The organism is Pseudomonas sp. Marseille-Q7302, assembly GCF_965111925.1.
The window spans coordinates 228,104-241,542 of sequence record NZ_CBCOPK010000001.1; the positions used below are offsets into that span (position 1 = coordinate 228,104).

14 protein-coding genes are annotated in these 13,439 nt (G+C 67.9%); 4 read left to right on the plus strand and 10 right to left on the minus strand.

Annotated features, from left to right (window positions below):
• Positions 1-135 precede the first annotated feature (135 nt).
• Both etfA and etfB read left to right on the plus strand, forming a co-directional pair.
• Complete coding sequence (etfA, locus tag ACWPW1_RS01125; RefSeq protein ID WP_434775425.1) at positions 136-1,371, plus strand: electron transfer flavoprotein subunit alpha; 1,236 nt, start codon at positions 136-138, stop codon at positions 1,369-1,371.
• The gene (etfB, locus tag ACWPW1_RS01130) at positions 1,361-2,161 is read left to right on the plus strand and encodes an electron transfer flavoprotein subunit beta (protein ID WP_059313103.1); all 801 of its coding nucleotides are present in this window, start codon (positions 1,361-1,363) and stop codon (positions 2,159-2,161) included. Before etfA ends, etfB begins: the two co-directional genes overlap by 11 nt.
• A 191-nt stretch (positions 2,162-2,352) precedes the next feature.
• On the opposite strand, the gene polA is transcribed toward etfB, so the two are convergent.
• Positions 2,353-5,100 carry a DNA polymerase I gene (polA, locus tag ACWPW1_RS01135; protein WP_434775426.1) on the minus strand — a complete coding sequence of 916 codons (2,748 nt, stop codon included), beginning with the start codon at positions 5,098-5,100 and terminating at the stop codon, positions 2,353-2,355.
• A gap of 111 nt (positions 5,101-5,211) precedes the next feature.
• On the opposite strand from polA, the gene ACWPW1_RS01140 reads away from it, so the two are divergent.
• Positions 5,212-5,502, plus strand: coding sequence for a DUF2782 domain-containing protein (locus tag ACWPW1_RS01140; protein ID WP_027597317.1), 291 nt, complete (start codon positions 5,212-5,214; stop codon positions 5,500-5,502).
• A gap of 62 nt (positions 5,503-5,564) precedes the next feature.
• Positions 5,565-6,518, plus strand: a complete 954-nt coding sequence (locus ACWPW1_RS01145; RefSeq protein WP_434775427.1) for a homoserine kinase — start codon at positions 5,565-5,567, stop codon at positions 6,516-6,518.
• A gap of 37 nt (positions 6,519-6,555) precedes the next feature.
• Here ACWPW1_RS01145 and ACWPW1_RS01150 read toward each other — a convergent pair whose 3' ends face one another.
• From ACWPW1_RS01150 to ACWPW1_RS01190, 9 genes are all read right to left on the minus strand, one after another.
• The gene (locus tag ACWPW1_RS01150) at positions 6,556-6,888 is read right to left on the minus strand and encodes a hypothetical protein (RefSeq protein ID WP_434775428.1); all 333 of its coding nucleotides are present in this window, start codon (positions 6,886-6,888) and stop codon (positions 6,556-6,558) included.
• Positions 6,885-7,805, minus strand: a complete 921-nt coding sequence (locus ACWPW1_RS01155; protein WP_237140557.1) for a hypothetical protein — start codon at positions 7,803-7,805, stop codon at positions 6,885-6,887. The genes ACWPW1_RS01150 and ACWPW1_RS01155 overlap by 4 nt, the downstream gene beginning before the upstream one ends.
• Before the next feature lie 23 nt (positions 7,806-7,828).
• Positions 7,829-8,275 carry a curli fiber surface-exposed nucleator CsgB gene (locus ACWPW1_RS01160; protein ID WP_313650006.1) on the minus strand — a complete coding sequence of 149 codons (447 nt, stop codon included), beginning with the start codon at positions 8,273-8,275 and terminating at the stop codon, positions 7,829-7,831.
• Positions 8,276-8,382: 107 nt separating this feature from the next.
• Complete coding sequence (locus ACWPW1_RS01165; protein ID WP_017641598.1) at positions 8,383-9,222, minus strand: CsgG/HfaB family protein; 840 nt, start codon at positions 9,220-9,222, stop codon at positions 8,383-8,385.
• A gap of 15 nt (positions 9,223-9,237) precedes the next feature.
• Positions 9,238-9,645: a curli assembly protein CsgF gene (locus ACWPW1_RS01170; RefSeq protein ID WP_059313109.1), complete on the minus strand. Its 408-nt coding sequence runs from the start codon at positions 9,643-9,645 to the stop codon at positions 9,238-9,240.
• Entirely contained in the window at positions 9,642-10,025 is a 384-nt protein-coding gene (gene csgE / locus ACWPW1_RS01175; protein ID WP_059313110.1) for a curli production assembly/transport protein CsgE, read from the minus strand. The genes ACWPW1_RS01170 and csgE overlap by 4 nt, the downstream gene beginning before the upstream one ends.
• Positions 10,022-10,591, minus strand: a complete 570-nt coding sequence (locus tag ACWPW1_RS01180; protein ID WP_434775429.1) for a LuxR C-terminal-related transcriptional regulator — start codon at positions 10,589-10,591, stop codon at positions 10,022-10,024. Before ACWPW1_RS01180 ends, csgE begins: the two co-directional genes overlap by 4 nt.
• Positions 10,592-10,871: 280 nt before the next feature.
• Positions 10,872-11,882 (minus strand): SIS domain-containing protein, encoded by a 1,011-nt coding sequence (locus ACWPW1_RS01185; protein WP_434776675.1) that lies wholly within the window; start codon positions 11,880-11,882, stop codon positions 10,872-10,874.
• 100 nt (positions 11,883-11,982) lie between these two features.
• Positions 11,983-13,422: a sigma 54-interacting transcriptional regulator gene (locus tag ACWPW1_RS01190; RefSeq protein ID WP_434775430.1), complete on the minus strand. Its 1,440-nt coding sequence runs from the start codon at positions 13,420-13,422 to the stop codon at positions 11,983-11,985.
• Positions 13,423-13,439: the final 17 nt, after the last annotated feature.

Sequence of the window (13,439 nt, forward strand, 5' to 3'; positions counted from 1 at the left end):
CCCAGGGGGAGAGGGGATGGCTACCTGCGTCCGGGCAGTCCAGTCGCTTTTCACCCCCTCTCCCCTCAGGGGAGAGGGCTGGGGTGAAGGGGCCACCACCCCCATCGCCCAACATTCCCACACGGAGCGCACAGCATGAGCATCATTCGTCGCGACCCGCGCCGCGAGTGGATCGCGCGCAACCGTCTGCATCCGCTGCATGCGAGCATCGCCAGCAGCGCCGATGCCGAAAGCCGCTGGATGGGCCCCAATGGCCTGGTCCGCAAGAATCCCCACGCTGCTGCCGCCGGTTTCGTCGGTCCCCAGGGCGTCAAGCGGATTGACCGCAGTGGCGCCCAGCAGGGCGGCGGCCGTCGTGGCGCTGCCCAGGCGGTGGAAGAACAGCTGCCCCTGCACCGGATCGCCGAGCCGGCCTTCTACATCGCCGTGGTGCCGGACCTGGTCAGCGGTCGCCTGACCGCCCACGACCGCGACCTGCTGGGCCTGGCCCGGCAGCTGGCCGGAGCCGAGGGCGCGGTGCTGGCGGTGGTCTTTGGTGAGGTCAAGGAAACCGCCTTCGACACCGCCGGGGTGGATCGCCTGCTGCATCTGGAAGGCGAGCAATTCCAGGGCTATGCCCCCGAACAGCGGGTACTCGCGCTGCGCGCGGTCAACAACGAACTGCAGCCGCGCCACTGGCTGCTGCCCGACAGCCGCAGTGGTGGCGGTGAACTGGGTCGGCGCCTCGGCGCTGCCCTGCACGAGCGGCCCGCCACCCGTGTCTGGCAGGTCAAGGACGGCCTGGTCACCGGCCGCGCCGGTGCCGGTCGCCAGGATCTGCAGCAGCCGCTGCCGCGCCTGGTCCTGGCCCTGCCGGAGTGCGCGGAGCCGGTCGGCGAGACCCGCCACGAAGTCCTGCCCGTGCAGCTGGAAGGCAACATCGCCCGTCACCTGTCCCGCATCGAGGATCTCGGCCCGGTGGCGGTCGATCCCATGCAGATCCCCCTGGGCGAAGCCGAATTCATTCTTTCCGGTGGCAATGGCATCCGCGACTGGGATCTGTTCCACAGCACCGCCGCGCTGCTGGGTGCCACCGAGGGCGCCTCGCGGGTGGCGGTGGACGACGGCCATATGCCGCGCAACCGCCAGGTCGGCGCCACCGGTACCTGGGTCACCGCCCGGGTCTATCTGGCCGTGGGCATCTCCGGCGCCGTGCAGCACCTGCAGGGCATCGCCAGCTGCGACAAGGTCATCGCCATCAACACCAATCCGGGCTGCGACATGGTCAAGCGTGCCGATCTGTCGGTGATCGGCAATGGTGACGCCATCCTGGCCGCCCTGGCGCGGCTGGTCGAACAACAGCGGGCAGGGGAGTTGCAGGATGTCGCTTGAGCAGAAGCTGCCGTCGCTGGACGGCGTCAATGTCGTAGCCCTGGTTTCCGTTGGTGCTCACCCGACCTCCGGGCGGGCACGGCGGGCGGAACAGGATGCCCGCGCGGTGGAACTCGGCCTGCGCCTGGTCGGCGAACGTCTGCGCGTGCTGCATGCCGGTAACCCCGCCGAAGAGGCCCTGCGCGGCTATCTGGGCATGGGCGTGCCGGCTCTGCACGTGCTGGAGCAACCGGCGGGCGCCGATGCCCTGCCGGCGCTCGGCGATACCCTGCGTGACGTCGGTGCCGGCCTGGTGCTGACGGGCAGCCAGGCGGAAACCGGTGAGGGCTCCGGCCTGTTGCCCTATCTGCTGGCCGAGACCCTCGGCTGGCCCCTGGTGGTCGGCCTCGCCGCGGTGGAAGCCGTGGAAGGCGGCCAGGCGACCGTGCTCCAGGCCCTGCCGCGTGGTCAGCGGCGTCGGCTAAGGGTGCGTCTGCCCTTTGTCGCCAGCGTCGACAGCGCCGCCCCTTCGCCCCGCCAGAGCGCCTTCGGCCCCGCCCGCCGTGGCGAGCTGCAGGTGGAGACCACCGAGGTGGTACAGGACAGCTTGTTCGCAAGCGGCGAACTGCAGCCTGCCAAGGCACGCCCCAAGCGTCTCAAGGTGATCAAGGCCAAGACCGCCGCCGACCGCTTCAAGGCCGCCACGGCCAAGGCCTCGGGCGATGGCGGCCAGGTCCTCAAGGACCTGACCCCGGAAGCGGCAGCAGCCGCCATCTTCAAGGTGTTGCGCGAGGAAGGGGTAGTACGCTGAAGCTGTACCTCCCTCTCCCTCTCCCTCGCCCTCTCCCTCAGGGAGAGGGCCGGGGTGAGGGCGCCCTTCGCACCTGAGTTTCAGGTGGAAAAGGCTGCGCCGTTTTCCATGCTACGGAGCTACCACGACCTGCAGGACCCGTAGGTTGGGCTGAGCCTGCGAAGCCCAACGATCCCAACCTCCGGCACTCATCAGTGCGCCTCATCCCAGTTACCACCCACCCCAGACTCCACCAGCAGCGGCACGTCCAGCTCGCCGGCACCGCTCATTAGCGGTAGCAGGCCTTCGCGCAGGCGCTCCACCTGGTCTTCGCGGACTTCCAGCACCAGTTCATCGTGTACCTGCAGGATCACCCGGGCATCCAGGTCCGGGGTCGACTGCAGCCAGGCATCCACCGCGATCATGGCGCGCTTGATGATGTCCGCCGCGGTGCCCTGCATGGGGGCATTGATCGCCGCCCGCTCGGCTGCCCGACGCAGGCCCTGATTCTTGGAATGGATGTCCGGCAGGTACAGCCGGCGACCATAGAGGGTTTCCACGTAACCCTGGTCCACCACCTGGGCGCGGGTACGCTCCATGTAGGCCAGCACGCCGGGATAGCGCTGGAAATAGCGATCGATATAGGCCTGGGCCTCGGCCCGGCCGACACCGATCTGCTTGGCCAGGCCGAAGGCGCTCATGCCATAGATCAGGCCGAAGTTGATGGCCTTGGCGCGGCGGCGATCCTCGTTGCTGACCTCTTCCAGCGGCACGCCCATCACCTCGGCGGCAGTGGCGCGGTGCACGTCCAGATCGTTCTGGAAGGCGTGCAGCAGGCCTTCGTCCTGGGCCAGGTGAGCCATGATGCGCAGCTCGATCTGCGAATAGTCCGCCGCCAGCAGGCGATAGCCTTTTGGCGCGACGAAGGCCTGGCGAATGCGTCGGCCCTCGGCGGTGCGGATCGGGATGTTCTGCAGATTCGGATCGCTGGAAGACAGTCGGCCGGTGGCCGTCACCGCCTGGTGATAACTGGTATGAATGCGCCCGGTACGCGGATTGATCTGCTGCGGCAGCTTGTCGGTGTAGGTGCTCTTGAGCTTGCTCATCTGCCGGTACTGCATCAGCACCTTGGGCAGCGGGAAATCCTGATCGGCCAGTTCCTGCAACACCGCCTCGGCCGTCGAGGGCTGGCCGGAGGCGGTCTTGCTGACCACCGGCAGGCCCAGCTTGACGAAGAGGATCTCGCCCAGCTGTTTGGGCGAACCCAGGTTGAATTCCTGGCCGGCCAGCTCATAGGCCTCCTTTTCCAGGGCGATCATCTTCTCGCCCAGCTCACGGCTCTGCACCCCGAGCAGCGCCGAATCCACCAGGGCGCCGTTGCGCTCGATGCGCGCCAGCGCCGGCACCAGCGGCATCTCGATGTCACGCAGCACCCCAGCCAGGCCGGGGATGGCTTCCAGCTTGGGCCAGAGCGTCTCGTGCAGGCGCAGGGTGACGTCGGCATCCTCGGCGGCATAGGGCCCGGCCTGCTCGATGGCGATCTGGTCGAAGGTCAGCTGCTTGGCGCCCTTGCCGGCGATGTCCTCGAAACGGATGGTGCTGTGGCCCAGGTACTTGAGTGCCAGGCTGTCCATGTCGTGACGGGTGGCGGTGGCATCCAGCACATAGGATTCGAGCATGGTGTCGAAGGCGATGCCCTGGATGCCGATGTCGTAGCGGGTCAGCACATTGAGGTCGTACTTGCCGTGCTGCATGACCTTGAGCTTGGCCGGGTCCTCCAGCAGCGGCTTGAGCGCTGCCAGCACCGGCTCCAGCGCGAGCTGGGTCGGCGCGCCCATGTAGCTGTGGGCCAGAGGCACATAGGCGGCCTGGCCCGGCGCCACGGCAAAGGACAGCCCTACCAGCTCGGCACGCTGGGCGTCGATGCTGGTGGTCTCGGTGTCGAAGGCGAAGCAGTCGGCGGCCTGCAGCCGCGCCAGCCAGGCGTCGAAGTCGGCCTGTTCCAGCACGGTGTCGTAGTGGGTTTCCACCTGGGTGGTGGCGGCATCCTCGGCCAGCGGCAGGGGCGCGCCCTGGCGTTTGGTGTCGCGGATCAGGTCATCCAGCCAGGACTTGAACTCCAACTCCTGGTAGAGCGCCATCAGGGCTTCCACATGGGGCTCACCGACTTTGAGCTCGTCGAAGGTCAACTCCAGCGGCACGTCCAGCTTGATGGTGGCCAGCTGGTAGGACAGGTAGGCCTGCTCGCGATGCTGGTCCAGCTTGGCGGCCAGCGACTTGGCGCCGCGCAGGGGCAGGGCGGCCACGGCGTCGAGGTTGGCGTAGAGGGTATCCAGGCCACCACCTATGCCATTGAGCAGGCCGGCGGCGGTCTTCTCGCCTACCCCCGGCACCCCGGGGATGTTGTCGATCTTGTCGCCCATCAGGGCCAGGTAGTCGATGATCAGCTCGGGGCCCACGCCGAACTTGGTCTTGACCCCTTCCACGTCCAGCACGCTGCCGCTCATGGTGTTGACCAGGGTGACAAAGGGGCAGACCAGCTGGGCCATGTCCTTGTCGCCGGTGGAGATCACCACCGGGCGCTCGGCGCTGGCGCAATGACGGGCGAGAGTGCCGATGACGTCGTCGGCCTCCACCCCTTCGATGGCCAGCAGCGGCAAGCCCAGGGCGCGGATGCAGGCGTGCAGCGGCTCGACCTGGCCGCGCAGGTCGTCGGGCATGGCCGGACGCTGGGCCTTGTAGTCGGCGAAGAGGGCGTCGCGGAAGGTCGGGCCCTTGGCGTCGAAGACCACCGCGAAGAGGCTGTCCGGATACTGGCGGCGCAGCGAGAGCAGCATGTTGAGCACGCCCTTCACCGCGCCGGTCGGCTTGCCGGTGGAAGTCATCAGCGGCGGCAGGGCGTGGAAGGCGCGATACAGATAGGAGGAACCGTCCACCAGGACGAGAGGGGCGTGGCTCATGGTCTAGACCTTTGTCGTGGCGTGTGCGGCGTCTGTCCGGCCAGTCTCGACGACGGCAAGGCCGGGTTCTAGAATCGACCACTCGCTCCGTTCAAAAGGTCAAAGGTTACCATGGGTGCTCGTCGCTTCCTCTTCGCCGCGTTGCTGCTGGCCCCGCTGGTGCAGGCTGCGGAACCGCTGCCGCCGGGGGAAAAGCCCCTGCCTGACGAGATCAAGGTGATCCGCTACCAGGCCGGCGACCAGACCATCGAGGAGACGCGGATACGCGGCGTGCTGCAGTCCACCCGGGTCATCCCCAAGCACGGCGCACCCTACGAGCTGGTGCCCGCCGATGGCAGCAGCACCGCCGCCAACGACAAGCCGACCCTGCACGTCCCCAGCTGGCGACTGTTCAGCTGGTAGGCGCAGGGCGCCTGGACCGGTAAACTGCGCGCCGCTCGCACACTCTCCCGCCAGGCCCTGTCATGTCCGTCTTCACGCCCCTCGATCGTCCCACCCTCGAAGCCTTTCTCGCGCCCTATGGCCTGGGTCGGCTGCGGGATTTCCGGGGCATCGCCGAGGGCTCGGAAAACACCAACTACTTCATCAGCCTGGAAGGCGGCGAATTCGTCCTGACCCTGGTGGAGCGCGGCCCGGTGGCGGAAATGCCGTTCTTCATCGAGCTGCTCGACGTCCTCCACGACGCCGACCTGCCGGTGCCCTATGCGGTGCGTACCCAGGATGGCCAGGCGCTGCGCCAGCTGGCGGGCAAGCCGGCGCTGCTGCAGCCGCGCCTAGCCGGTCGCCATGAGCGCGCGCCTAATCCCCATCACTGCAGCGAAGTCGGCCACCTGCTGGGGCATCTGCACCGGGCCACTGCCGGCGAGCGGCGCATCGAACGTGCCAGTGACCGTGGCCTGGCCTGGATGCTGGCCGAAGGCGAGCGCCTGGCGCCGAGCCTGGACGCCACGGCCCAGCCGCTGCTGGAGCGCACCCTGGGGGAAATCCGCAGCCTGCTGGCCGAGCAGCCGCCGTTGCCCGAGGCCAACCTGCACGGCGATCTGTTCCGCGACAACGTGATGTTCGATGGTCCGCAGCTGTCGGGCGTCATCGACTTCTACAACGCCAGTTCCGGCTGGATGCTCTATGACCTCGCCATCACGGTGAACGACTGGTGCTCCACCGCGGATGGCGCGCTGGACCTGCCGCGCGCCCGGGCGCTGCTGGCGGCTTATGCCGCCGACCGCCATTTCACGCCCCGTGAAGCGGAACTGTGGCCGGTGCTCCTGCGGGTGGCCTGCGTGCGTTTCTGGCTGTCCCGGTTGATCGCCGCCCAGGCCTTCGCCGGTCAGGACGTGCTGATTCACGACCCGGCCGAATTCCAGCAGCGCCTGGCGGCGCGCCAGCAGACCCTGCTGGAATTGCCGCTGACCCTGTAAGCCGGGTTCCACGTGGAACCTGTCGGCTGGCCGCTCGCTACAGCTGCAGCCGACGCTCGATGACCGGCTGCGCCTGCCCTTGGCGTTGCCAGGTCAGGGTCGCGCGGATCAGGCTGCCTGGCGCCGCGCCCAGGCGATTGGCCAGCGGACAGCTGTCGCCCTCGGCCTCACCCGCTTGCCGGGTACGGGCGACGCCAGCGGGTCCATGCAGTTCGACGACCAGCTCATAGCGAAGCGGCGCGCTCTCGTGGACGAAGCACAGTTGGACCCGAGCGCCATCTCCCTGGGCTTGCAGCTCCAACTTGGCGCTGGCAGTGGCGCCTCCCGCCAGTGGCAGGAGGACGGGCAGCAGCCAGGTAGCGCGGTTCACCGCTGGTTGATGGTGGCGTTGTTGCCGAAGCCGTTCTGCGAGATCCGCGCGCTGTCGTTGTAGCTGTTGAAGTTGGCCGAAGTCTGCAGAATGCTCGCGTGGTTGCTGTTGCCGACCTGGTCGATGGTGGCCGTGCTGTAGGCGCTGGTGGTGTCGAGGCGTGCCTCGTTGCCATTGCCGTTCTGCACGATGCTGGTGGTGTTGCTGTCGCCCTGGACGTTGAAGGTGGCCAGGTTGTCGTCGCCCGTGGAGCTGCCGGTGGTGTGGTTGCCACGGCCCGACTGGTCGACCTTCAGTTCATTGCGATTGCCATCCTGGGTAAAGGCCAGCTCGTTGAACTTGCCGGACGACGAGGCCGTGATGCTATTGCCCTGACCCCGCTGGGTCAGCTCGGCAGTGCCGCCGGGATAGCCGATCTGGGTCAGCTCCATGCGGTTGTCGCTGCCGAGCTGGGTGAGGGTGGCCACGGCGCCGTCGCCGCTCTGGTCGACCCGCACCTGGTTGTTGTCGCCATTCTGGTCCAGGGTCAGCTGGGCGCTGGAGGCCGACTGGACCAAGGTACCGCTGTTGCTGCCCACCGAGGTGACCGTGGCCTGGTTGCCGAAGCCGTCCTGGGTCAGGGTATGGACGCTGCTGCCGCCTTCCTGGCGCAGGGTCGCCACGTTGCCCTGGGCATAGCCGTAGATATCGCCGCCCTGAGTGATGGTCGCACTGCTGGCGCCGGTCTGGACCACATTGATCTCGTTGCTTTCACCCTGCAGCTGATAGAGGGCGGCGCTGTTGCCGGCGCCGCTCTGGTCCAGGGTGATGGTGCCGCTGTTGCCATTCTGCTGGACAGTGGCGGTGCTGTTCTCGGCGAGGGCGTTACCGGCGACGAGGGCCAGCGTCAGGGCGGCCAGGGGCCTGAGTAGAAACATCTGTCTGATCTCCATGAGGGTCATCAGCGGTACTGCCGTACCACCGTGTTCTGGTTGCTTCCGTACTGGACGATGCGGCTGGACAGGCCCGAGCCGTGTTGTTCGATGCGGGCGTTGCCCTGGACGCCGAGCTGAAGGATGTCCGCCTGGTTGCCACTGCCGACCTGCTCGATACGCGCGACGTTGCCGTAGCCGCCTTGCAGGATGACCGCGCTCAGCTCGGAGCCGTCCTGCAGGATCGTGGCCTCCTGGGCCGCGCCGCTCTGGACGATCTGGCCCCGTAGCGCGGTGCCGCGCTGGTCGATGAGCGCCTGGTTGTTCACACCGAGTTGGCGGATGGCGGCGTCGTGCTGGGCCGCCGGCGCCTGACCCAGATCGCCGGTTTCCATGAGATCGGCGGCCGAGGCCGTAGCCGTCAGGCCGAGTGCCAGGGTGAGGATCACGGCCAGGCCGCGGGGTAGGCTGCGCATCTCTATCACCGTCATTGCCTGAATTCTCCGTCCGGCATTGTCCGGAGCCGCCTGGCCCATCGCTATCGCTCCAGGGAGCGAAACCCCGGGGGGAGGCGGCTTAATCCCTAGCGCCGGGTCGGCTCCAGGTACTTGGTCAGGGCCGGGTCACGGGGATCGCGTCCGTCCGCCACCAGCCATAGCCGCCGCTCGACGCCCTGGGCAACCAGGTGAGCGACGGCCGCCTCGATGGCCGAGAGCACGCACAGCTGCGCCGGCTCGTTGGTGGTGTAGCCGGACTCGGCTTCCAGCAGCTTCTTGAATTCGATGAATTTGAAGACGCCGGCCTGGCGACCGATGGAATAGATGGTCTTGGAGGTCATGACATTGGCCAGCACCCGGCCGCTGCGGGTATCGATGGCGCGCAGATTGACCGTGACCTGATCCACCCGATACTCCTCGGACAGGCCGATGCCCAGGTAGCGGGCCCCTTCGCCGCCGCTGCGCACATTGGTGTCATAGGCCACCACGCCGCCTTCGAGCAGCAGGTTGGCCGCCTGCAGCGACGGCAGCGCCTGCTGCAGGTTTTCCGGCAGATCCGGCTTGTTCTGGGTGGCGCGGATGATCTTGCGCTCGGTCAACAGGTTCTGCAGCCCCTCGCGTTCGAGCACCACGAACCAGCCGCTGGCTTGCAGGGCGTCCACCAGCATGCTGCCGGCCCCCTGGGTCACAGCGGTGGAAAAGGAGCTGGCCGGGTTGGGCTTGTACTGCCCGGTCTGATCGCGGAAGCCGTAGACGGCGGCTACCAGCGGTCCCTTGGGTGGCGGCAGCGCCAGCAGGTCGTAGTAGGTGGAGGCGCGCGGCGTCAGGGTTGGGGCGGCGTTCTGCTCGGCGGGCATGGGGTCGCGTACGCAGCCGGTCAGGACGAGAGCAGCGGTCAGGGCCGCCGCCAGGGAAAAGGCGTTCATGGGTGGCGTCCGTGCTCAGGGTTGGTTGAAGCCGTTGACGGAGATTTCCGAAATCTCCCCGGTACCGCGGTCAGTGATCTGCACGGTGAGGTTGCCGGAGTCGTCGACGATGTTGACGATGAACTGGTCGGTAGACAGCGTGCCCGAGTTGCCATCCTTGATGTCGGTCAGCACCTGGGACAGCAACCGCGATTCCAGCTGGCTGGTGAAGCGTTCCAGCGCCGACTGGCTGTTGGCGCTGCTGCGCAGGTCCGGATCCTTGTGGCGATCCTGGGCGGTGGCGTTGTTCAGCAGGTAGGTACCATTGAGCGGATTGCCGCCAAAGGACGGATTCACCGGCGAGTAGACCAGTTCGGTCGCCGCGGCCGAGGCGATTCCCAGAGTCCAGAACAGGGGCAGGACCTTCCAGGCGTGCGCGTTCATAATTCGTCCTTATCCATGTCGAAAGTGTCCTGCAGCAGGTTTTCCAGGCGGCGCCGGGTGATGCCCTCGTGAACCTGATCCGCGGCGGCGTAGGCCGCATCCTTGAGTTCGCTGTTGTTTGGCGGAATGAACTGGCGATAGAGCAGCCGCTGCTCGTACTCGACCCAGACTAGGCTGCCCCAGCGCGCCGAGGGCCGTTCGCGCACCACCAGGTTGAAGTCCAGGTCGGTGGTGTCGGTCAGGCGATCGGAAAAGTGGCGATAGAAGTCGTGGCCGAAGCGGGAGATGGTGTTGTCCACCAGCAGTCCCTGGATCAGATCGCCTTCGGCCCGCAGCGGTCCGGCCAACAGTAGGCCGAACAGCAGCCAGACCGCCTTCATCCCGGCAGGTCCTGCCCGGCATGGAAGCGCAGCGCCGCCTCGGCGCGATTGGCGGCGCCGGTCTTGCGGAGCAGGTTGTGCATGTGGCTTTTTACCGTGTGGGTGCTCAGGCACAGCGCCTCGCCGATGGCGGCGTTGGAGAGTCCCCGGCCGACCAGCCGCAGGATCTCGCGCTCGCGGCGGGTCAGGCCATCGGCGGCCTGACTGGGCCGGTCGCGGGAACGGCGCAGCAGGTGGGCCAGGACGGCGCGGGGCAGCCAGTCCTCGCCGGCCAGGAGCGCGCCCAACCCCTGCAGCAATTGCTCCCGGCTGGCCTGGGGGGCGAACACGCCCTGGATGGCGGGAAAACGCTCCACCCAGGGCAGCGCCTGTTCGACGCTGGCGTTGAGAAAGGCCACGGTGACCGCCGCGGGCAGGCTGGCCAGCCAGCGTTCGAGCGGCGCCTCGGGCACGCTGCCGAGATCGACCAGCACCAGGCTTGCGTCCCCCGCCTCATCCAGCTCGCGGGCACAGCCCAGCTCGATGCCGTGGCGTTCTTCCAGAAAGGGTTTGAGCAGTTCCGCCAAGAGGACGTTTCCCGTCGTCAGGCGGACCTTGTTCGCAGGTATCGTGCTAATGTCCATATGTGCTGCCTCATCATCCGTTGCGCGAACGCTGAGACAAATCGCCGGGAGCGACAAGAAAAAAGTGACCGATTTCCAGCGACTTACCGGCTCTGTGGACCGCTTGGCAGATTGTTGCCCGGCAGGCACCCACCGGCTAGATCGAAAGAGCTAGCTCCAAAGGTGGGTAGGGCCGGGAGGGCGTCGGCGTCCCACCCTGGGACGCCTGGGTGAAGGGAGCGGCTCAGCGAGTCAGGGTGACCTTGCGCAGATGGCGGGGCTGGTCCGGGTCCTGGCCACGCGCCTCGGCCAGCAGCGCGGCCATGCGGTAGAAACTCTGGATCGCCAGCAGACCGTCCAGGTCCGGGTGGCCAGCGACGGCGAGCGGCAGATCGCGCTCGGCAACGTCGTCCGGGGCCGCCAGCAGCACCCGGGCACCGCGTCCGCGCAGATCTCGCGCCAGCTGCAACAGACCGGGCTGCTCGGGCCCGCGCAGGGCGAAGATCAACAGCGGATAGCCGCGTTCCACCAGCGCCAGGGGTCCATGCTGCAATTCCGCGCCGCTGAAGGCCTCGCCCTGCAGCGCCGAGGTTTCCTTGAGCTTGAGCGCGGCCTCCTGGGCGATGGCGAAACCGGGCCCGCGGCCGACCACCATGCAGCGCTCGGCGTCGCGCAGCACCGGCAGCGCGGGCGCCCAGCTCAACTCGGCCGCGCGATCCAGGGCCTCGGGCAAGGCGACTCCAGCGGCAAGCAGGGTCTCGTCCTGCTGCCAGTGGGCGATCAGGCGAGCGGCGGCGGCCAGGGTAGCGATGAAGCTCTTGGTAGCCGCGACGCTGCGTTCAGGACCGGCCTGCACCCCGATGGCGTGGCGACAGGCCAGGGCCAGGGGGGAATCGATCTCGTTGACTAGAGCGGCGGTGCGGGCGCCATAGCGATCCAGCGCGCTGAGCGTCTCAATCAGATCGGGACTGCGCCCGGATTGGGAAAAGCCCAGGGCGAGCTGGCCTTCGACGCGTAGCGGTGCTTGGCGCAGGGTCACCAGCGAGGGCGGCAGGGACAGCACCGGCAGGCCGAGGTGGGCCATGGCCAGGTAGGCGAAATAGCTGGCTGCGTGGTCCGAGCTGCCGCGGGCCACGGTCAGGGCGAGCTGCGGCGGCTGGGCTCTGAGGTCGTCGGCCAGAGCCGTCAGGGCCTGGTCGATGGTCGCCAGTTGGCGAGTGACCGCCGCGCCGCTGGCGGCGGCTTCTTCGAGCATGAGCGAGGTCAAGAGGATCTCCTTGCGCGAACGCCTGTTGCATGACGCCTGATTACCGCACTCTGCCATTCCTGGACAGGCGCGACCAGCCGACCTTGGCCTAGTCGCCCTCGTCCGCCGCGCCGCCGGTGAATTGCAGGTCATGCTTGCGCAGCTTGTCGGACAGCGTCTTGCGCGGCAGGCCCAGGGCCTCGGCGAGGCTGCGCAGGGAGGCATGGGGCCGGGCCAGTTCGCGCTGGATGAGGTCGCGCTCGAAGGCCTCGACCTGCTCGCCCAGCCCGGCGGCCAGGCCAGCCGAGGACGGCGCCGCAACGACCGCTGCCGAGGCGGCCACGGGGGTGGCGCTCATTGGTGCCAGGGGCGCGAAGGCGCTGCTGTCCAGCGCCAGGTCCAGGCCCAGAGCGAAGCGCTCGGCGGCGTTCTGCAATTCCCGCACGTTGCCTGGCCAGCTGTGGGCGATCAGGGCCGCGCGCTGCTCGGCATCGGGCTCGCGCCCCGGGGTGCCATGGCGCTCGGCGGCGGCCCGGGCGAAGTGGTGGAACAGTGACAGGATGTCTTCGCTGCGCTCGCGCAGGGCGGGGATGCGCAAGGTGGCGACATTGAGCCGGTAATAGAGGTCGGCGCGGAAACGGCCCTGGTCGGCGGCCTGGCGCAGGTCTTCCTTGGTGGCGGCGACCACCCGGATATCCAGCGGGATCTGCTGGTTGGACCCGAGTCGCTCGACCTTGCGCTCCTGCAGCAGGCGCAGCAGCTTGACCTGGACATCCAGGCTCATGCTCTCGATCTCGTCGAGAAAGAGGGTGCCACCGCTGGCGTATTCGAACTTGCCGATGCGGCGCTTCTGAGCCCCGGTGAAGGCACCCTGTTCGTGACCGAAGAGTTCGCTTTCCACCACGGATTCGGCCAGGGCGCCGGCGTTGATGGCGACGAAGGGGCCGTCGCGGCGATTCGACAGGTCGTGCAGGGCGCGGGCGACCACTTCCTTGCCGGCGCCGGTTTCACCGTGGATCAGCACATCGGCCTGGGTGGCCGCCAGGGCGCCGATCTGATCGCGCAGCCGGGCCATGCCCGGGGTCTGGCCGATCAGCCGGGTCTGCAGTTCATGGCGCTCGGCTAGGGCCAGGCGCAGGCTGCGGTTTTCCAGGACCAGATGGCGAGCCCCCAGCGCACGCCGCACGCTGTCGATCAGGGCGTCGTTGGCGAAGGGCTTTTCCAAGAAGTCATAGGCGCCGGCGCGCATGGCCTGCACCGCCAGGGGCACGTCGCCATGGCCGGTGATCAGCACCACCGGCAACTCGGCGTCGCGCTGATGCAGCTGGGCCAGCAGCTCCAGGCCGTCGATGCCGGGCATGCGGATGTCACTGACCACCACGCCGGGCCAGTCGCGCACCGCGGCCATCTCCAGCTCGCGGGCGTCAGCCAGGGTCGTCACCTTGAAGCCGGCCAGGTCCAGGGTCTGGCTCAGCGCCAGGCGCAGGTGGGCGTCGTCGTCGATCAGCAGGATCTGGCTGGCGGGATCGAAGGGGGGCAGGGCACTCATGACAAAGACCTAAGGTA